Origin of the sequence: Collimonas sp., from assembly GCF_035566375.1 — a bacterium.
GTDB lineage: Bacteria > Pseudomonadota > Gammaproteobacteria > Burkholderiales > Burkholderiaceae_D > Collimonas.
The window spans coordinates 25,795-44,979 of sequence record NZ_DATMRK010000054.1 but is presented as its reverse complement, the minus strand read 5'-3'; the positions used below and the strand labels follow the sequence as shown (position 1 = coordinate 44,979).

Here is a 19,185-nt window from a genome sequence, read left to right as displayed (position 1 = left end):
AATCGATGCACATTCCTACACGCCGTCGTATTACACACCCGATTGCACGCCGCATCGCGCTATGCGGATTGATGCTGACCGCAGCCGCAGGGCTGATGGGCTGCAACACGCCAGCCAAGACATCGCAAGCCGCCGCCGCAGCAGCAATCGCTGCCGCGGCCAATTCTCCCTTCGCTCAAGTCAGTTCCTTGCCATACAACCTGCCGCCGTTCGACCGGATCAAGGATGCGGACTATAAACCGGCATTCGAAGCCGGCATGGCGCAGGAGCGCCAGGAAATCAGCGCGATTGCAACCAATCCAGCCGCACCGACTTTCGATAACACCATCGTTGCGCAGGAGCGTGCCGGCCGCATGCTGACGCGCGTCAAGGACGTCTTCTTCAATCTCGTCAGCGCCAACACCAGCCCCGAACTGGACCAGATCCAGCAGGAGATGGCGCCCAAGCTGGCGGCGCAAGAAGATGCAATCTTTCTCGATCCGCAATTGTTCGCCCGCGTTGAGCAGTTGTATCGGCAACGCGCAACGCTTGGCCTCGATCCCGAATCGCTACGGTTGCTGGAGCGCAGTTACATCCAGTTCGTCAGGGCCGGCGCGCGTTTGTCGGCGGCCGATAAAGACCAGTTGCGCCAGCTGAATCAGCAGATTTCAACGCTCACCACGCAATTCCAGCAAACCGTGTTGAAAGCCAACAACGACGGCGCAGTGGTGATCGATCGCCTGGCCGAGCTGGATGGTTTGTCGGCGGAAGGCGTCGCCGCTGCAGCGCAGGCGGCAAGCAATCGCAAGCTCGATGGCAAGTGGCTGATCACGCTGCAAAATACCACCGACCAGCCGATACTGGCGCAACTCAAGAATCGCCAGCTGCGCCAACGCATCTATACCGCCGCGATCACGCGTGGCGACGGCGGCAGCGACGATAATGTCGCCGGCGTCGCCCAGATCGTCAAATTGCGCGCACAACGTGCGGCGCTGCTGGGCTACCCCAGCCACGCCGCCTATGTGCTGGAAGATGAAACCGCCGGCACGCCCGACGCCGTCAACCGCATGCTGGCGCAACTGGCGCCGGCAGCGGCTGCCAACGCCCGCAAGGAAGCGGCCGCGATGCAGCAGCTGATCGACCGCCAAGCCAAGGCGAGCCATGCAAAATCATTTAAATTGCAGCCGTGGGACTGGGCGTTTTATGCCGAGCAAGTGCGCAAGGCGCGCTACAACTTCGACGAGGCCCAGATCAAACCTTATTTCGAATTGAACCAGGTGCTGCAGGACGGCGTGTTCTACGCTGCTCACCGGCTGTACGGCTTGAGTTTCAAGGAGCGCAGCGACCTTCCGGTGTACCAGAAAGATGTGCGGACCTTCGAGGTGTTTAACGAGGACGGTTCGCCCCTGGGCTTGTTCCTGTTCGATCCTTTCGCGCGCGACAACAAGCAGGGCGGCGCCTGGATGAATTCCTACGTCTCGCAATCGCGGCTGTTTGCTACGAAACCGGTGGTCTCCAACAATATCAACATCGTCAAACCGCCTGCAGGCAAACCGGTCCTGCTCAGTTTCGACGAAGTCAACACCATGTTCCACGAGTTCGGCCATGCCTTGCACGGCCTGTTCTCCGACGTTCAATATCCGATGTTTTCCGGCACCAATGTACCGCCCGATTTCGTCGAATACCCGTCGCAGTTCAACGAAATGTGGGCGCACAATCCGCAAGTCCTGGCGCACTATGCCAAACACTATCAAACTGGCAAGCCGATGCCGCGAGCGCTGGTCAACAAGGTTTTGGCGGCGCGCAAGTTCAACGCCGGCTTCGAGACTTCCGAATATCTGGCGGCGGCCATGCTGGACCAGGCCTGGCACCAGCTACCGGCGGATCAGACTCCTGCGGCTAAGGATGTGATGGCGTTTGAAGCGCGAGCGCTGCGCACGGCGGCAAGCGGCGACGGTTACGTGGTGCCACCGCGCTATCACACCGCCTATTTCCAGCACGTCTTCGCCAACGGTTATTCAGCCGGCTATTACGCTTACATCTGGAGCGACGTGCTGGCCAAGGATAGCGAACATTGGGTGAATACCAACGGTGGCTTATTGCGCGCCAACGGCGATCTGTTGCGGGCCAAGGTGCTGTCGCGCGGCTTCAGCAACGACCCGAGCGCTGTGTTCAAGGATTTCTATGGACGCGGGCCGGATGTCGGCCCGCTGCTGGAGGCGCGGGGGCTGAGCGGTGCTGTCAAATAGCCTGAAGCACGCGTGACCGGGATGGCTTCATCCCTCCTTTGGTTTGAACGTGAAAACGGGGCAGAAATCTGCCCCGTTTTTTTTTGCCTTGGGAAAAACATTACAACGGTTCAAACACCCCAGCCGCCCGATTCTTTTCAACTTTATCCCACGCAAAAATCTTGCCGTTCATCGCCACATACACACCGTGCGGCAAGACTTGCGCAACACCGCAGGCAAAACCGAAATTGAACAGCGCGTCGGAATTAGCGATGGCGTAGGGGATCATCGCACCGGTCACCACGATCGTCTTTTCCAGCGCTGCCGCGCCCAGCACGGCGGCAGTCTCGCGCATGGTGTCGGTGCCGTGGATGATCACTATCGCCTGTTCCGTGGCATGAGTGCAAGAGGCCAGCACGCGCCGCCGGTCGATATCCTGCATGTCGAGCGAATCCAGCAGCGGCAGCTCTTCCAGCGCGATCTCGGTGGTGATGCGCGCGCGCTGGATCACTTGGGGCAGATGGCTGGTGGCAAAAGTCAGTTTGCCGGCGATCTCGTCGTAGTGTTTATCGAAGGTGCCGCCGGTGGCGATGATACGTAAAGCCATGGGAATCTGTTTCCTTTTCAATAATTGTGGCGGGTTGCGCTCGTCTCGCGCTCACTTCGGCTGCTTGCGTCGGCGACGTGTGAGCAATGAAAACAGTATAAATACCACGATCAACGCTGCCGCCGCCAGTCCCAGGGGCAATAAAGTTATCAGGGGCGAGACTGGTCCCCCCTGACGCTGGGTCTTGACCGCTTCAGCGGTGACGGCCGGCACGTCGGCATCGCCATATTGCTTCAGGATGTAGTTCGCCAGCGTTGCAATCTGGGCATCGTTCAAATGATCCGCGAAGCCGGGCATGAAGGCTTGGTCATCCTTGCCGCGGCGCTGCACGCCGTCGAGGATCACCATCAGCAGATTGCCGGGATCGCGCGCGCCCGCCACGCTGTTGCTGAACAGCGAGGGGTAATAACCGCCGATGACGCCGCTGCCGCTGGCCGAGTGGCAGCTGGCGCAATTGCCGCTGAATAATTCAGCGCCGCTGGCGGCGTTGCTGCTGACCGACACTGCCGCCACGCCGCGCAATTCGGCGTCGTCGTCTGCGGCTTGGCCCCAGGCGTAACGCGGCTTCTTGTCGGCCATATCGTTGATGGCCGGCACGCTGCGCACATAAGTGACAATCGCTTTCAAGTCGGCGTCGCTCAGATATTGCAGGCTATGCTCGATGGCTTCCGCCATGCCGCCCGCCGCGGAAGCCTTGCCCGGCACCAGGCCGGTTTTCAGATACTGAGTCAGCTCCCCATCCTTCCAGCCGCCGACGCCGCTGACCGGATCGGGCGTGATGTTGAATGCGGTCCAGCCGCCCAGTTGCGCGCCGCCGAAAGCGCGCTTGCTGTTGACGCCCATGGTCAGGTTACGCGGCGTATGGCATTCCTGGCAGTGGGCCAGGCCTTCCACCAGATACATGCCGCGATTCCATTCGGCGCTCTTGGCCGGATCGGCCTGCCATTCGCCGGGCTTGAAGTTGAACAGATTCCAGCCGGCTAATATCCAGCGCTGATTGAGCGGGAAGGGCAGCTGGTTTTCCGGCGTCTTTTGCTGGATCGGCGGCAGGCTGAACAGATAAGCCTTGATCGCCAGCACATCGTCGCGCGACAGCTTGGTGAATGAGGCGTAAGGGAAGGCCGGGTACAAGTGCTCGCCGTTTTTGCCGATACCGTTATGCAGGGCGCGAATGAAATCTTCGTCGCTCCAGTTGCCGATGCCGGTCTCTTTGTCCGGCGTGATGTTGGGGCCGTAGATGGTGCCGAACGGTGTCGCCAGTGGATAACCGCCTGCAAATGGCTTGGCTTGGTCGACTGTATGGCAGGCGATGCAGTCCGCCGCTTTGGCAAGGTAGGCGCCACGCGTGATCTGGTCGGCATTGGGGGCTACGGCGGGGGCGGGAGCAGCAACCACGGCATCGACAGCAGGGGCTGCAACTGCGGCGCCATGCGCCAGACCGGTAGCCAGTGCCAAGCCGCCGGCCCAGCGCGAAAGGTGGCCAGTGAGTTGGCAAGTGAGTCGGAAGCGGGCCGTCATAGCACTGTCCTCAAAGTATCGGCGATGCGTAGGGACAGCGCTGCAATCGTCAAGGTGCAATTCACGGTGCCGGCCACCGGCATGACCGAGCCGCTGGCGATGAACAGGTTTTCGTGATCGTGCGATCGGCAATGGGCGTCGACCACCGAATCGCGGGGATCGCCACCCATGATGGTGGCGCCCATGATGTGGTTGTTCGGCGCGAAATCGTCGTCGAATTTGATTTCCGTGCCGCCGAACATGGCGGCGATGCTGGCATAGGCCTGATGTGTCAGCACTGCGCTTTTCTTGACGTAATCGTTGATCGAATAAGTGATCTCCGGCTGCGGAATGCCAAGCGCATCGCGCTTTTCGCTGCTCGGCCGTATGCGGTTTTCCGGATCCGGCAGAATATCGTGGAAGCTGTTGATATTCACGGTGCGTGCTGCACGGCGCCGGATTTCCTGATTCAATTTGACACCGACCAGACCGTCTTTCAAAGCCGTCTGCGCGGCATGATTGGTTTGCGCCATATTATTCAGATGCAGCTTTTTGGCGGCGTATTCAGCGCGGAAAGCGCCGTCGCGCATGTCGACTATAGAAGTCATTTCTATCGGACCGCGCCCCGGCCACAAGTCTTCATTAGCGAGGAAGGTGACGCCGGTGCCTGGATGGTCCATCAGGTTGCGGCCGACCTGGTCTGAGCTGTTGCCGATACCGTTTTTGTGGCGGTCGTCGGTAGATATCAACATCAGTTTCGGGATCTCGATGCCGTTCGCCGCCAGCACAAAATACTTGCCGGTGACCCGATGCGTGACGCCTTCCGGATCTTTGTAATGCACGGCGCTGATGCGCTCCTTGGCATCCACCTCGATCCGGTAAACCACGGCGTCAGCCAATACCCTGGCGCCGGCCTTTTCGGCTTTCTCGACGTGGATGATGCCGCTATACATGGCGGCGATCGGACAGATCGGCATGCAGTTATTGTTGCCGCAGCAATTGGGACGCTGATCGTAGGCACGGCTGTTGCGCGCCACCGGTTCCGACACCACTATGTGGCCGGCGCCATTCACCACGGCGCTGAAGCGCTGGTCGTTCCAGGATAGCGGCAGGTGATCCATCGGATAGGGTTGCTTGCGCGGCGAACCGAGATCGGTGCCGTCGTTGGGGCCGGACACGCCCAGCTCGACTTCAGCCCGATAGTAATAGGGCTCCAGCTCGTCGTAACTGATGGGCCAGTCGCGGCCGACGCCATACAGCGTTTTCATCTTGAAATCGTTAGGCAGGAAGCGCCAGGCGGCAGCGGCCCAGTGCCAGGTAGTACCGCCTACCGCGCGGATGTATTGCGAATTGTATTTATGCGTGCCCTTGAGGATCAGATAATTATTTTCCGGCGTGTATTCGGGATGCGGCGCATATTTGGTGGACGGATAGGGCGCCATGAAATCGTCTTTGCTCGGCGTGTTCCGATAATTTTCAACGATGCGCCAGCGTTCCAGCCGCGGCCCCGCTTCCAGCACCAGCACCGAAGCGCCGGACAAAGCCAGTTGATGCGCCACCAAAGCGCCGGCGACGCCGGAGCCGACAATGACCACATCCGCAGCTAATGTTCCAACTGAGTTACCAGCCATAGTCAAATCCTCGCTTTCAAGACTGCCGGTTGGGTAACCCAATAACCGGGGGCGGCGCGACAATAGGTCGGCACCACAACTGCATCGCGCACCTGATCGAACATCAGTGCCTGCTCGAATGCGATCACCTTGGCGCCGTCAGTGACGCCGCCGTCGCCGACCACGCCCAGATACCATGCGCTGATGATCCCGTGCAGAACCAGCGATAGCGCGCTATCGTTGCCGACCGCGGCTGCCAGGTTGTCGACGTCCTTGATCTGATGATCGAGGCTGTATTGCCACAGCGCTGCGGCTTGCTTTTCAAACTCGATCGCTTGTGCGCTGAGTGCGCTATACAGTCTCGCGCCTATGCGCGGATTGAGTTTTGGAGCAGCGGTCAGCAAGGCCGACAAAGCCATGAAATTGGTTTGCTGCTGGTTGCCGGCGCTAGGTGGGGGAATGACAGGGGTGGAGCTGATAGTCTGGGCTGAGGCTTGCTGCAACCAGCGTGGTGTGCTCATCACCGCGAAACTGACGCCGGCCAGTAGCATGAGCTTGCGCCTGCTGGCTGAAAATACGCCGTTGCCGGTGGCTGCGGGGATGGATTGGTCGCTTGATCGCTCGTCTACAACTGGTGGACGTTGCTTCATGTGGCTAGTCCTTTCTGCCTTGAGGGTTGGCTGATTATACTAAGCCAGGCAGATGGCTGCTGCGCCGACTCACTTACTGATTCACAAGCTGATTTCACAAGCTGATTTCACAAGCCGATTTCACAAGCCGATTCATAACCCTATCAAAACCCGGCGCAGCGGCTACACTGGTAACATTTGATTTCAACGCGCACACTTTTTGTAAGATTTCCGGCTCATGAAACCCATCGCTCCCGGCACCGTTATTTTTCACCGCTATCGCGGCTACGGCGTGATCACGTCGGTCAACCTGCTGACCGGCTGGATAGCTGCGCGCTTCGGCAGCGAGAAGCGGACGCTGGATTTGAATCTGTCTTCGGACGAAGTGCAGCATGCGGACGGCGTGCCGATCCTGTTTCGTCATGCACCGCCGGACCGCATGCCGCATGCGCGCCTGATGGCGCTGGTGCGCGACATGCACCGCGCCGGTTATCAACGCCTGTATCTGTACAGCTGGCCCAAACCGTCCGGCCTGCACTGGCGTTGGCACCTGTTCTGCGGCCACCGCAGCTGGATGGAGAGGGCTTGGCGCGAAGGCTGGTACGGTTCCGGCGCCGATTACAATTTCAACCCGATCCTGGGCTGGGGCGATCAGCCGGGGGCCTCGATACCGGAATTGGCTAGCGCGCTGGCACAGTTCGATCCGCACGGCCTAGCGCAGGCCTTGGGGCGCGATGATGACCATAGCGCATGGTTTGCCAAGGTATGCGACGCCTTGCTGCCTGATTACGCTTTCAGCCTGGGCTGGGGCGAGGGCGTCATGCCGGACAGCTTGCCGGTAATCCCGGTACGCAAGAACGTACCCGAGTATAGCGGGCCGCCTTTGCCGTGGCCGCCTGGCTGGAACGGCATGTGGCGCGATACCACGTTGGCCGCGCCCGCAGCCAGGCTGAACAAATTGATTTTGCCCAGCGGCGCCGACCAAGACTAGAACTCATTTCATTGCCGGCAACCGCGCCTGGCAAACTACTTCTGCAACAACGCTTCCGGATTCAAGACATTCGTCGGCGTGCCGTTGGCAAACTCCAGCACATTCTGAAATGCGGCGCGGAAGTACAGCTCGTAACTATCTTTTTCAACGTACCCCAGATGCGGAGAGGCCAGTACATTCTCCATCCGCAGCAGCGGCGAATCGGGTGACAGAGGCTCGGTTTCATAGACATCCAGTGCAGCATAGCCAGGCCGGCCTTGTTGCAAGGCCGGCAGCAGAGCGCCTTTCGCAACCAGTTCAGCGCGGCTGGTGTTGACGAAGATGGCGCTGGACTTCATCAAGGCCAGATCGGCCGCCTCGACGATGCCGCGCGTGGCCTCATTCAGACGCAGATGCAGCGACAGGACGTCCGCTTCAGCAAAGAACTGTTGTTTGGTGTCTGCCGCCAGATAACCGTCTTTTAGCGCGGCGGCGCGGCTGGCTTCACGGCCCCAGATCATCACGCGCATGCCGAACGCCTTGCCATATGCGGCAATCATGCGGCCGATTTTTCCATAACCCCAGATCGCCAGGGTGCGGCCTTTGAGCACAGTGCCCAGTACATTGTTTTGCGGGATCGCCGATACCGATTGCCATTGTCCCTCTTGCAGATTGCTGACGTAACGCGGAATACGGCGGCTGGCGGCCATGATCAAAGCCCAGGTCAGTTCGGCCGGTGCTGTTGGATCGCCAACGCCTTCGACGATGGTGACGCCACAAGCGGTGGCGGCATCGACGTCGATATGGCCGCTGACTTTTCCGGTCTGGGAAATCAATTTCAGCTTGGGCAATTTCTGCAGCAGGGCTTTGGAAAAACTGCTGCGTTCGCGTATCAGTACCAGAGCTTCAAAATTGGCCAGGCGAATTGCCAGTTGACCAATACCGCGCGCAGAATTGTTGAACACTTTGACCTCGTGGCCATCCAACAATTTGAAGCTGTCGAGATGGCGGACGCTGTCTTGATAATCATCCAGTACGGCAATTTTCATAGGAGTCTCTGGCTTTATATATGTCAAAAAAATAGGGGAAAACGGCTGCCACGTAATAAAGCAACAGCATCCGGAAAACGGGAAATACCTTACTACAATAGTTGGGCATTTTCACTACAAATCGGGTGTACAATCGGCCCACTTTTTCCAGGAAAAATACTATTTACCGGACAAAACAGACAACATCGTCAATGGTGTGCGGGCGTGCTTCACAGTAAGACCTGCAGTAAAACCCACGCGATGTTTGCTGATCGATTTTGTAATGAAGTCCGGCCCATTATTTCATTTTTTGCTGCCCGCGGTCATGCGACGGATAGCCCGCAGCAGGGGCACTAGCAAAGCGCACCAGAAAAGCGCACCAGAATTCAGCCAGCCGACATGGCAAGCCAGCACGACATAAGCAACTGGCAAGAAAAAGATTTCTTTATTGGTATTGGAGGTAGTTTTTCATGAATCAACCCCGTATGGGCGGCATCGCCACAATCAATGCTCCGGCATATGTCAAACAGCAAAAGCTGATCAACTGGGTGGCCGAAGTGGCGGCCCTGACCAAACCTGAGCGGATCTATTGGTGCGACGGTTCGCAGGCCGAATATGATCGCCTGTGCAGCGAAATGGTGGCCGCCGGCACCATGAAAAAGCTGAACCAGGAAAAACGTCCTAACAGCTACCTGGCATGCTCCGATCCGTCGGACGTGGCGCGCGTCGAAGACCGTACTTTCATTTGCTCGGCCAAGGAAGAAGACGCCGGCCCGACCAACAACTGGACCGATCCGGCCGAAATGCGCAATACGCTGCACGGCTTGTTCGACGGTTGCATGCAGGGCCGCACCATGTATGTCGTGCCATTTTCGATGGGCCCGCTGGGTTCGCCGATTGCGCACATTGGCGTCGAACTCTCGGATTCACCTTACGTCGCGGTCAACATGCGGATCATGACGCGCATGGGCAAAGCCGTGTATGACGTGCTCGGCAGCGATGGCGAGTTCGTGCCTTGCGTCCACAGTGTCGGCGCGCCGCTGGCTGCCGGTCAAAAGGATGTGGCGTGGCCATGCAATCCGACCAAGTACATCGTCCACTATCCGGAAACCCGCGAAATCTGGTCTTACGGTTCGGGCTACGGCGGCAATGCATTGCTCGGCAAAAAATGCTTCGCCTTGCGCATCGCCTCGACCATGGGCCGCGATCAAGGCTGGCTGGCAGAACACATGCTGATTCTTGGCGTCGAATCGCCCGCCGGTAAAAAACATTATGTAGCGGCGGCTTTCCCTTCGGCCTGCGGCAAAACCAATTTCGCCATGCTGATTCCGCCAGTGGGTTTTGAAGGCTGGAAAGTCACTACCATCGGCGACGATATCGCCTGGATCAAACCGGGCGCCGACGGCCGCCTGTACGCCATCAATCCGGAAGCCGGTTATTTCGGCGTGGCCCCCGGCACCAATGACAAGACCAACCACAACTGCATGGCGTCGCTGCGTGAAAACACCATCTTCACCAACGTCGCCCTGACCGACGACGGCGACGTCTGGTGGGAAGGCATGAGCAGCACCGCGCCAGACCATCTGATCGACTGGCAGGGCAAGGACTGGACCCCGGCCATCGCCAAGGAAACCGGCGCCAAGGCAGCCCATCCGAATGCACGCTTCACCGTGGCGGCAACACAGAATCCGGTAATCGATGCGGCCTGGGACGATCCGGCCGGGGTGCCGATCTCGGCCTTCATTTTCGGCGGCCGCCGCTCCACCACCGTACCGCTGGTGACTGAAGCCCGCAACTGGGTTGAAGGCGTGTACATGGCAGCTACAATGGGTTCGGAAACCACTGCTGCGGCTGTCGGCCAGCAAGGCATCGTACGCCGCGACCCGTTCGCCATGCTGCCATTCATCGGCTACAACATGAGCGACTATTTCCAGCACTGGCTGACGCTGGGCGAGAAGCTGGCGGCGCAGGGCAAGCAAAACTCGGTTGAGCTGCCGAAGATTTTCTGCGTCAACTGGTTCCGTACCGGCGCCGACGGCAAATTTGTCTGGCCTGGTTTCGGCGACAATATGCGCGTGCTGAAATGGATGCTGGAGCGGTTGGATGGCAAGAGCGGCGGAGTTGAGCATCTGTTTGGCGTGACGCCGCGCTATGCCGACCTGAGCTGGGATGGTTTGAATTTCAGCGAAGAGCAATTCGAGCGCATCACCGCGATCGATAAAGCTGCGTGGCAGGCGGAAACGGCGCTGCATACAGAATTGTTCGACAAGCTGAAATACCATTTGCCGAAAGAGCTGGCCGAAGTGAAGCTGGCGCTGGAAAAAAACCTGGCTGAGTAAGGCTGCTTACACGACAAACAAAAACGCCCGCGATATACATGTCGCGGGCGTTTTTTTATGCGATTTCACAAGCAAAATTCACTGGCAAAAAAATCCCTGCTGCCGGTTAGGCAACAGGGTGAATCCTTCCATCGCAGGAAAGAGGAGACGTCAGAAATTCGATAACGAATGCAGTTTGCAGCCTGTTACAGACCGTTCAAACCCATCCAGGCCAACACGCGCGTCGCCGCCGCACGCAGCCATTGCAGCACTGCGAAAGTCGGGAATCCGTCTTCGTCATAATAGATATATTGGTGCATAGCAACTCCTTATGGTTAATCGCGAACGGCCAGCAATCGCAACTCGGCAGCCAGGTTCGGTTGGCTGACGGCATGGTCGTTAGCCATGCGGCGTATCAATTGCTGCCCTCTGAACTTACTGCGGGCAATCCGCTGTTCCAGCGATTTGCGCGGCTTGATCAACATCAATGCTGCGCGCAAGATCCCCATCCATAGCGGTTTGAAATACACCATCAGAGTCGCCAGCGCTCCCAGGCCCAGCAATGGCCGCAGTGCGGTGGCAGCGGCAGCAAGCAGCGCCGATGCGTCGAACAATGCGATTTCAGCTGGCAAGGCAAAAGCGAATACAGACATGCGACTACTCTTCAATGATGGTGATGTTGCATTGCAGTATATTCACTACTTGAAGGGCTATCCAATTCTGATTTTGGATATCAGTTATGTGTTCGACGAATAATGTTCGGTTGCGGCTAAAGAATGCGTTCCGTGTGCCGATAAGACAATATGTGTAAGATTAAGCGTGGCAGGCGTGGGCTGTCTTGTGTTGCGTTGCCTTCATTTCAACTCGGCAATATTCGTATATATCAGACATAACCCAGCTTGATATGCGTTTTATGCTGTGCTGCAATATTTTCACAGTACTTGAAATCTGTCATTGCGCTTTCATATAACAGTTATAAAATCTGTGAATATTGCTTACAGGCCAGATTTGCAGTAGCCCAGTAACCCTATCCGGCTAAAAATAATTAACGATAGAAATTAACGATAAATTCCACCATGAGCTTTTTAACGCTTGATTTGAATCTGCTGCGTGTGTTCGACGCCGTCATGACCGAACAGAACCTGACACGCGCGGCCAGCCGGCTGGCGATGACCCAGCCGGCGGTGTCGAATGCCTTGAAACGCCTGCGCGACACCCTCAACGATGAGCTGCTGATTCGCACTGCACACGGGGTCAAGCCGACCCAGCACGCAGAAGAATTGTGGCCGGTGGTAAGACGTGCGCTGACCGATCTGGAAACCGCGATCACGCCGGAGACTTTCGATGTCTCGCGCGCCCACACCACTTTCCAGATGGCGATGGCGGACGCTACCGCAGCGCTATGGTTGCCGGCGCTGGTGCGCACCATCGAGCGCGAGGCGCCGCAACTGAATCTGCGCATGGTGCCGCTGACCACCCGCGATCCGCGCCAGATGCTGCTGCGTGGCGATGTTGATCTGGCGGTCGGTTTTTTCCCCGGCGTCGCCGCTCAACTGGCTGGCGGCCAGACCACCAGCGCCTCGCCAATTCACCACGAGCGGCTGTACACCGGTGAATACGTTTGCGTGATGCACAAGAATCATCCGCTGGCGAATCAGGTACTGACTCTGGACAATTACTGCGCATCGCATCATTTGCTGGTGAGTTTTTCCGGCCGCGCGCATGGCTTGATCGATGAAACCCTGGCGGCGATGGGGCGTGAGCGGCGCATCCTGTTGACGGTTAACCAGTTCTTCACCGCCGGCCGAGTGGTCGCCAGTTCCGATTTGCTGACGGTCTTGCCGCGCCATTTGATCGGCGCCACCGGCATGACCGAAGTGCTGATAGCGCGCGAACTGCCGTTCCCGACACCGGCAGTCCATGTCGACATGCTGTGGCACGAACGCGATGCGCGCAATCCGGCACATAAATGGCTGCGTGGGCATTTAAGTGAAACCGCCCACGAGAAATTCAGCCTGATCGATCCGGAAGAGGAAGACTGAAGCAGGCAACTGCCTTTGCATATCAAGGGCAGGCTGGATCTGTGCAACGTTATCCGTTGCAGCGACCGCACATCCCTCAACAGAATCGATGAAAATCGCGACATTTTTAAGATCCGGCGCTGGATCGCTGGCGTTATTGCTGGGGTCATTGCTGGCCTTGGCCGGCTGCCAACCGGCACCATCGCCGCTTGAACACGATGCGTATATCTGGCAGCGCCGGTGGACGCCCGCGCTCGATGCCGCGATCGGTCAATCCGCCGCCAAAATACGTGGCTGGCGCGTGTTGGCTGCTCAAACCGATGCCCATGGCGAATTGCAACTGTTCGCGCCGGATCGCGCCGTTCTCGCTGCCAGCGGCCGGCCGGTCGTGCTGGTGGTGCGTATCGACGGCCAGTTGGTGCAGTGGGATGAGGAAATGCTGATAAGAAAAATCCTTGCACTGCGCGCGGATTGGCAGCGTCATGGAGAAATCCAGCCGACCTTGGCGGGTATCGAGATCGATCACGATTGCGGGACCGCGCGCTTACCTGCCTACGCACACTTTCTCACCCGGCTGAAACAAGCGCTCGGCACGACGCGCTTATCTATTACTGCCTTGCCGGCCTGGATTTCGTCCGTCGATCTGACATCCGTGTTGACCCCGATCGATGAAGCGGTGCTGCAAGTCCATGCAGTTCAAGCGCCGCACGCCGGTTTGTTCGAGGCGCCGCTCGCGCGCAAGTGGATCGATCGTTTTGCGGCACGCATTCGGAAACCGTTTCGGGTAGCCCTTCCCACCTATGGCTCACGCGTCAGCTGGGACAGCAAAGGCGAGTTGTTCGCCGTGCAAAGCGAGTCGCCCATGCTGAGCGAGGCCTCGGAAGCGAAGGAGCTGGCTGCGGCGCCTGCAGAAGTCGCACAGCTCTTGGCTTCATTGCGTAAGGATCGTCCCAGGGGATTGGTTGGTATTGCGTGGTTTCGCCTGCCGACAACGAATGACGAGCGCGCCTGGAGTCTATCGACCTGGTATCAAGTGATGCGCGGAGCACCGCTGTCGGCACAATCTTCGGTGCATCTGCTGCCGAGCGGCACAGCGGGCGCATCGGACGTCATGCTACGCAACGATGGCGAGATCGACGTCAGTTTGCCGCGCCGCATCGTATTGCCGGCCGCCTGCACCATAGCCGACGGCATCAACGGCTACGCCTTGACGGAAGAGAGCGGACGCTACCGCTTGACGCGCACCCAGGACGGCTGGCTGCGTGCGCATCAGCAGCGCGCAGTTGGCTGGGCGCGTTGCAATAACGAGACGACGCCACCGCAAATCGATCCTTGAGTTGGCGCTAGCGGCAGTTTCCGACTCCCCAAATAAAAAGACTGCTGCAAAAACCTTTACCGTAAATAACCATGTACAAACACAAATTGATGGCGATCGGCGTGACGGCGAGTTTGATCGGGGCAACCGTCTGGGCTTGCGGCCCGGAATTTTCACCGCAGTTACTCGACCAGCGAGCGGCGAACCTGAAAGCGCCGCCGTTAAACACTTTCGCTTTCGAGGCTGCGCACCTGGTCAAACCAAGCGCATCGAAGGATGGCAACCACGATGATTATGGCGCCCAGGCATTGGCATTGTTGAAACCCAACGCCGCCGTATATGGCAAGCTGCTGGCGGCTGCCAACCTCAAGAACGGCACGCCCCCGCAAGAACAACGCAGCGCATGCGATTGGCGTAGTTTTTATAACGCCACGCCATGCGCGGACGCGATTGCCCCGAATGATTTGAAACAAGCCATTACGCTGTATGCGGAAGACGCAGCGCAGGGTTCCGAAAGCGCCGTGTTATCGCTGCGCTTCATTGCCTATTGGGCATTGCAAGAGAATGCGCGCACCCAGGCATTGATCGACGATCCTGTCGCGCAGCGTTTGCTGGTGACATATGCTGTGGCGCGCATGAGTGGCGAACTGCCAAATCACGAAGCAGCGAAAAATACGGCGCCCAAACCGGATCCATCGCTGTTAGCGCTGGTTCAAGCAATCGAGTTGCGCGGCATAGACCGGGTGGCGGGAACTGAATCGCTGGCGGCGCTCGCTTACAAGATGGGTCGCTTCGATCTCGCCTCGACCTTAGCCAACAAGTCTTCCGCTCCCTACGCCTATTGGATACGGGCCAAGCTGGCCCTGCGCGCAGGGGATATCGCGGCGGCAACGGCCGCCTATGCAGCGGCGGCAAGAGGATTCCCCAAGGTCGGTGACGCCACGCTGACGGTGGACGCCGGCAGTGTGCAAAGAATGCGCGGCGAGCAAGGTACGCTGGCGCTGGCGCGTGGCGAATTTGTCGAGGCGATGCGCTATCTATACGAGGCCGCGAATAATACGGCGGATGATTGGAACAGTTACAGCGACGGTTACGACTACGGCAACATCATCAATTACGCAAGCGACGCGTCGTATGTCGCCGAGCGCGTGCTGACGGTGAATGAGCTGAAGACTTTTGTCGATGCCCACGCGCAGGCATCGTCGCCGCCGGGGAAAAAGGAAGCCAGTTACGCGCGCCCCTATGCCGATACCTTGCGCTGGCTGCTTGCACGCCGCCTGATGCGCGCAGGTCGTTATGCCGATGCGCAGCCATATTTTCCAGTGAGCGGCGATGCGCGTTTTTCGGTTGTCGATAGCCAGAGCGGCAAATCCCAGCCTGCCGATCTGCGCGCCAAAGCGATCGAGTATGTCCAGGCCTTGCGCAAAACATCTTCCGCTCGCACCAAGATCGATAAGGCCGAAGCACGGTATCAGGCGGCGCTCATCATGCGCTCTTCCGGCATGGAACTATTCGGCTACCAGCAAGGCCCGGATTTTGCCGATGTCGACGGCGGCTATTCGCCGAATAGCGGTCACAGCCCTGACGATCTGAAGCAGCCCTTTGTCACTGCGGCCGAGCGCAAACGATTCGCCGCCAGTGTCGCCAAACCGGACTTGCGTTTCCACTACCGCTACCTGGCCGCCGAACACGCTGCGGCAGCCGCCGACCTGCTGCCGCCGCATTCGCCGGCTTTTGCCTCGGTGCTGTGCGAAGCAACCGGCTGGATGATGGAAGGTCCGGGAGAATCCGGCGGCGAACGTCTGAAGCGCATACACGCAATGTATGCGCGTTACCTGAAACAAGGAGCGTATGTGCCATGGGCCGACGACTTTGGGCGTCACTGCGAAGAACCCGACTTCGATGCGGCCCGTCATCTGGCGTCAAAGAGCAAGCCCTGAATCGTTCGCCGAAACCTGTACGAATAAAAACTCAGCCGCCGGTCTGCCGCTGGAATTCGGACAGCGCGCGATACTGCTGCGCCAATTGCTTGGGAATAGCCGCATAGATCGGCCACAAACGCCGGTACAGTGCAACATTCTCGGTAATCGGCAGATGCCGGTGAGTAGCACCGACCATATCGCCGATTACCTCCAACGATGCGACTTTCCCGAGTGCGTACAAACCCAGCACGCAAGCGCCAAGACAGGACGATTCGACACTTTCCGGCACCACCACTTCGCGCTCGAAAATATCCGCCATCATTTGCCGCCACAGTGGCGAACGGGCGAAGCCGCCGGTCGCCATCATGCGGCTGGTCGGTCCGATCAAATCTTCGACTGCCGGCAAAATACTGTACAAGCTGAAAATCACGCCTTCCAGCGCAGCGCGAATCATGTGCGGTTTGCCATGATGCATCGCCAGGCCGAAATAAGAACCGCGGGCGTCGGCATTCCATAGCGGCGCCCGTTCGCCAGCCAGATAAGGATGGAACAACAATCCTTCGGCGCCGGCCGTCACGCCCTCGGCAATCTTGGTCAACGCTTCATACGGATCAAGCCCGGCGGCCTGGGCGGCGGCGGACTCCGCAGTGGCCAGTTCATCGCGCACCCAGCGGAAAATGCTGCCGCCATTGTTGGTGGGGCCGCCGACTACCCAGTGCTTGGCGGTCAGCGCATAACAAAATGTGCGGCCGGAAGGATCGGTCAGCGGCTGGTCGATTACGGTCCGCATCGCCCCCGAAGTGCCGATGGTGACTGCAACCTGGCCCGGGCCGATGGCGTTGACGCCGAGATTGGAAAGCACGCCATCGTTGGCGCCGATGACAAACGGCGTACTCGGCAGCAAGCCCAGTTGCTGCGCCATGGTTGGCGCCAGGCCGGTCAGATGATGGGTGGTCGGCACCAATCGCGATAACTGCTGCGGGCTGATGCCGAGCAAGGCCAGCGCGCCCTGGTCCCAATCCAGCTGCTGCAAATTGAACAGGCCGGTGGCGGAGGCGATCGAGTGATCGACCAGCCACTCGCCGAACAGGCGATACAGCACATATTCCTTGATGCCGATAAAACGTGCGGTGCGCGCGAACAGCTGCGGCTGATCGTGACGCAACCACATGATTTTACAGAGCGGCGACATCGGATGGATCGGCGTCCCGGTGCGCAGATAGATGGCATGGCCATCCAGTTCGTCGCGAATCCGCTTGGCCCACTCGCCGGCGCGGTTGTCGGCCCAGGTGATGCTGTTGCTCAGCAACACACCATCCTGGTCGACCGCAATCACGCTATGCATGGCGGCGCTGAAGGACACCAGAGCGATCTGTTCGGCGGCGACCTGGCTGTTGCTGACAGCAATCTGGATCGCGCTCAGAACCGCCGCGTAGATTTGCAGCGGATCTTGCTCAGCCATACCGGGCGTGGTGCACAACAATGGATATTCCACCGCGTGCTGCGCCACCACCTGTCCTTGGGTGGTAAACAGCACCGCCTTGGTGCTGGTGGTGCCGATATCTACGCCAAGCATGTATTCTGGCTGGTGATGCATGAACTACCTCTTGATAAAGATGGAATGGGCGACTGGACCGTTAGCCCAAATTTAGCCGATCATTTGGCTGGCTTTTTGCCGCCTTTTAGTCGATTGTCGGCCTTAGCCGCTTCATTGTAGTACTTGTCGGCGGCGGCACAGTGGCAGCAATAATACACCAGATGTTAGCGCTAACATCAGCGCTCCAGGTAAAACAGGATGGGGTATCACGAGCCGGTAGTATCATTACTCGATGGAAACCATATCAATGCGCCATGGCTTGCATGTAACATTGGCGGCGTTAGCCAAATGAGCAAGATTTCATTACCGGGCACAAATGTTTGAGGTTTGGCGGAATAATGAATAAAGTCGGCAGTCACTGGCTAAACGCCGGCTAAATATAAAGTACAAAGAGACCATCAGAATGCCTTCGCTACCATGAACAGCCCGGAATTCAAACAACAACGCCATAGCCGCGCCAGCGGCAGAGTCACCATCGTCGACGTCGCCCGGCTGGCCCGCGTCAGTCCGATGACGGTGTCGCGCGCATTGAAAACGCCAGCGCTGGTGCAACTGGAAGCGCGCGAACGGATTGCGGCGGCGATCAAACAACTCGGCTACGTGCCAAACCAGGCCGCCAGCACGCTGGCGTCGGCCAAATCGCAGGTGATCGGCGTCATCGTGCCGTCTCTCAGCAATTCGGTATTCGTGGATACGCTAACGGGTATTCGCGACAGCCTGAACCAGCATGGCTACAAATTCCTGATCGGCGAAAGCAGTTATTCGGCGGACAAGGAAAGCCAGCTGATCAGCACTTATCTGGCGCATGCGCCGGACGGCTTTTTGCTGAGCGGCATAGAACAGCAAGAGACGCTGTGCGACCAGCTGGCCGCGCACAATGTGCCGGCAGTGCGCATGTTCGACCTGAATCCCGACGGTAGCGATGTAGCGGTCGGCTTTTCGCACGAAGAGGCGGGCTACAGCATCGCCCGCCATCTGATCGAACGCGGCTACCGCCAACCGGGCTTTCTCGGCGCCCAGCTCGATCCGCGCATGATGAAACGCCGGCATGGCTTCCGCAAGGCGCTGGCCGAAGCCGGTTTGGTCGCCGACATCGAAGTGCTGACGCCGGCGCCGTCGACGGTGGAGCTGGGCACCAGGATGCTGGGCCAGATTCTGGAGCAAACGCCTGCTTGCGATGCGGTATTTTGCTGCAATGACGATCTGGCGCTGGGCGTCTTGTTCGAATGTCAGCGGCGCGGCCTGTCGGTCCCCGGCCAGATGGCGATTGCCGGTTTCAACGATTTGCCGTGGTCGGCCTACGCCAATCCCGGCATCACCACGATAGTGACGCCGCGTTACGACATCGGTTTTACCGCTGCCCAGTTACTGATCAAAATGCTCAGGCACGAGGCGGTGGAAAAAACCAGCGTCGATCTCGGTTTCAAGCTGGCGATACGTAATAGCACCTGAGAGCACCCGAGA

Annotated in this window: 14 protein-coding genes; 7 read left to right on the top strand and 7 right to left on the bottom strand. The window is 58.6% G+C overall.

Features of this window, described 5'->3' with window-relative positions:
• Window positions 1-5: 5 nt before the first annotated feature.
• Complete coding sequence (locus VNZ60_RS18015; RefSeq protein WP_325661538.1) at window positions 6-2,228, top strand: M3 family metallopeptidase; 2,223 nt, start codon at window positions 6-8, stop codon at window positions 2,226-2,228.
• A 100-nt stretch (window positions 2,229-2,328) separates the two neighbouring features.
• Here VNZ60_RS18015 and VNZ60_RS18010 read toward each other — a convergent pair whose 3' ends face one another.
• From VNZ60_RS18010 to VNZ60_RS17995, 4 genes are read right to left on the bottom strand one after another with little or no spacing between them, the layout of a single operon-like run.
• On the bottom strand, window positions 2,329-2,814 hold the full coding sequence (locus tag VNZ60_RS18010; protein ID WP_325661536.1) for an asparaginase domain-containing protein: 486 nt from the start codon (window positions 2,812-2,814) through the stop codon (window positions 2,329-2,331).
• A gap of 51 nt (window positions 2,815-2,865) precedes the next feature.
• Window positions 2,866-4,332 carry a c-type cytochrome gene (locus VNZ60_RS18005; protein ID WP_325661534.1) on the bottom strand — a complete coding sequence of 489 codons (1,467 nt, stop codon included), beginning with the start codon at window positions 4,330-4,332 and terminating at the stop codon, window positions 2,866-2,868.
• A complete protein-coding gene (locus VNZ60_RS18000) occupies window positions 4,329-5,942 on the bottom strand; it encodes a GMC family oxidoreductase (protein ID WP_325661532.1) in 1,614 nt (537 codons plus the stop codon). Before VNZ60_RS18000 ends, VNZ60_RS18005 begins: the two co-directional genes overlap by 4 nt.
• A 2-nt stretch (window positions 5,943-5,944) precedes the next feature.
• Window positions 5,945-6,571, bottom strand: a complete 627-nt coding sequence (locus VNZ60_RS17995) for a sorbitol dehydrogenase family protein (RefSeq protein ID WP_325661530.1) — start codon at window positions 6,569-6,571, stop codon at window positions 5,945-5,947.
• A 217-nt stretch (window positions 6,572-6,788) separates the two neighbouring features.
• Here VNZ60_RS17995 and VNZ60_RS17990 point away from each other — a divergent pair, with 217 nt between their 5' ends.
• Window positions 6,789-7,541, top strand: coding sequence for an L-asparaginase (locus VNZ60_RS17990; RefSeq protein WP_325661528.1), 753 nt, complete (start codon window positions 6,789-6,791; stop codon window positions 7,539-7,541).
• Between the two features lie 35 nt (window positions 7,542-7,576).
• Here the strand turns inward: VNZ60_RS17990 and VNZ60_RS17985 are convergent, their stop codons facing one another.
• A complete protein-coding gene (locus tag VNZ60_RS17985; protein WP_325661526.1) occupies window positions 7,577-8,569 on the bottom strand; it encodes a D-2-hydroxyacid dehydrogenase family protein in 993 nt (330 codons plus the stop codon).
• 449 nt (window positions 8,570-9,018) lie between these two features.
• On the opposite strand from VNZ60_RS17985, the gene VNZ60_RS17980 reads away from it, so the two are divergent.
• Entirely contained in the window at window positions 9,019-10,887 is a 1,869-nt protein-coding gene (locus VNZ60_RS17980; RefSeq protein WP_325661525.1) for a phosphoenolpyruvate carboxykinase (GTP), read from the top strand.
• A 314-nt stretch (window positions 10,888-11,201) separates the two neighbouring features.
• Here VNZ60_RS17980 and VNZ60_RS17975 read toward each other — a convergent pair whose 3' ends face one another.
• On the bottom strand, window positions 11,202-11,519 hold the full coding sequence (locus VNZ60_RS17975) for a hypothetical protein (RefSeq protein ID WP_325661523.1): 318 nt from the start codon (window positions 11,517-11,519) through the stop codon (window positions 11,202-11,204).
• Between the two features lie 423 nt (window positions 11,520-11,942).
• On the opposite strand from VNZ60_RS17975, the gene VNZ60_RS17970 reads away from it, so the two are divergent.
• From VNZ60_RS17970 to VNZ60_RS17960, 3 genes are all read left to right on the top strand, one after another.
• Window positions 11,943-12,908, top strand: coding sequence for a LysR family transcriptional regulator (locus tag VNZ60_RS17970; RefSeq protein ID WP_325661521.1), 966 nt, complete (start codon window positions 11,943-11,945; stop codon window positions 12,906-12,908).
• Between the two features lie 88 nt (window positions 12,909-12,996).
• Window positions 12,997-14,223 (top strand): DUF3142 domain-containing protein, encoded by a 1,227-nt coding sequence (locus tag VNZ60_RS17965; RefSeq protein WP_325661519.1) that lies wholly within the window; start codon window positions 12,997-12,999, stop codon window positions 14,221-14,223.
• A gap of 71 nt (window positions 14,224-14,294) precedes the next feature.
• Window positions 14,295-16,142, top strand: coding sequence for a hypothetical protein (locus VNZ60_RS17960; RefSeq protein ID WP_325661517.1), 1,848 nt, complete (start codon window positions 14,295-14,297; stop codon window positions 16,140-16,142).
• A 31-nt stretch (window positions 16,143-16,173) separates the two neighbouring features.
• Here the strand turns inward: VNZ60_RS17960 and gntK are convergent, their stop codons facing one another.
• A complete protein-coding gene (gene gntK, locus VNZ60_RS17955; protein WP_325661515.1) occupies window positions 16,174-17,721 on the bottom strand; it encodes a gluconokinase in 1,548 nt (515 codons plus the stop codon).
• Window positions 17,722-18,138: 417 nt separating this feature from the next.
• On the opposite strand from gntK, the gene gntR reads away from it, so the two are divergent.
• Window positions 18,139-19,173: an HTH-type transcriptional regulator GntR gene (gene gntR / locus VNZ60_RS17950; RefSeq protein ID WP_325661513.1), complete on the top strand. Its 1,035-nt coding sequence runs from the start codon at window positions 18,139-18,141 to the stop codon at window positions 19,171-19,173.
• Window positions 19,174-19,185 lie beyond the last annotated feature (12 nt).

Excerpts from the sequence above, each read along its gene's own strand:
- VNZ60_RS18005 (WP_325661534.1), bottom strand. The coding sequence starts at position 4,332 with ATGACGGCCCGCTTCCGACTCACTTGCCAACTCACTGGCCACCTTTCG.
- gntK (WP_325661515.1), bottom strand. The coding sequence starts at position 17,721 with ATGCATCACCAGCCAGAATACATGCTTGGCGTAGATATCGGCACCACC.
- VNZ60_RS18010 (WP_325661536.1), bottom strand. The coding sequence starts at position 2,814 with ATGGCTTTACGTATCATCGCCACCGGCGGCACCTTCGATAAACACTAC.
- VNZ60_RS18000 (WP_325661532.1), bottom strand. The coding sequence starts at position 5,942 with ATGGCTGGTAACTCAGTTGGAACATTAGCTGCGGATGTGGTCATTGTC.
- VNZ60_RS17995 (WP_325661530.1), bottom strand. The coding sequence starts at position 6,571 with ATGAAGCAACGTCCACCAGTTGTAGACGAGCGATCAAGCGACCAATCC.
- VNZ60_RS17990 (WP_325661528.1), top strand. The coding sequence starts at position 6,789 with ATGAAACCCATCGCTCCCGGCACCGTTATTTTTCACCGCTATCGCGGC.
- VNZ60_RS17985 (WP_325661526.1), bottom strand. The coding sequence starts at position 8,569 with ATGAAAATTGCCGTACTGGATGATTATCAAGACAGCGTCCGCCATCTC.
- VNZ60_RS17965 (WP_325661519.1), top strand. The coding sequence starts at position 12,997 with ATGAAAATCGCGACATTTTTAAGATCCGGCGCTGGATCGCTGGCGTTA.
- gntR (WP_325661513.1), top strand. The coding sequence starts at position 18,139 with ATGAACAGCCCGGAATTCAAACAACAACGCCATAGCCGCGCCAGCGGC.
- VNZ60_RS17970 (WP_325661521.1), top strand. The coding sequence starts at position 11,943 with ATGAGCTTTTTAACGCTTGATTTGAATCTGCTGCGTGTGTTCGACGCC.
- VNZ60_RS18015 (WP_325661538.1), top strand. The coding sequence starts at position 6 with ATGCACATTCCTACACGCCGTCGTATTACACACCCGATTGCACGCCGC.
- VNZ60_RS17980 (WP_325661525.1), top strand. The coding sequence starts at position 9,019 with ATGAATCAACCCCGTATGGGCGGCATCGCCACAATCAATGCTCCGGCA.
- VNZ60_RS17960 (WP_325661517.1), top strand. The coding sequence starts at position 14,295 with ATGTACAAACACAAATTGATGGCGATCGGCGTGACGGCGAGTTTGATC.
- VNZ60_RS17975 (WP_325661523.1), bottom strand. The coding sequence starts at position 11,519 with ATGTCTGTATTCGCTTTTGCCTTGCCAGCTGAAATCGCATTGTTCGAC.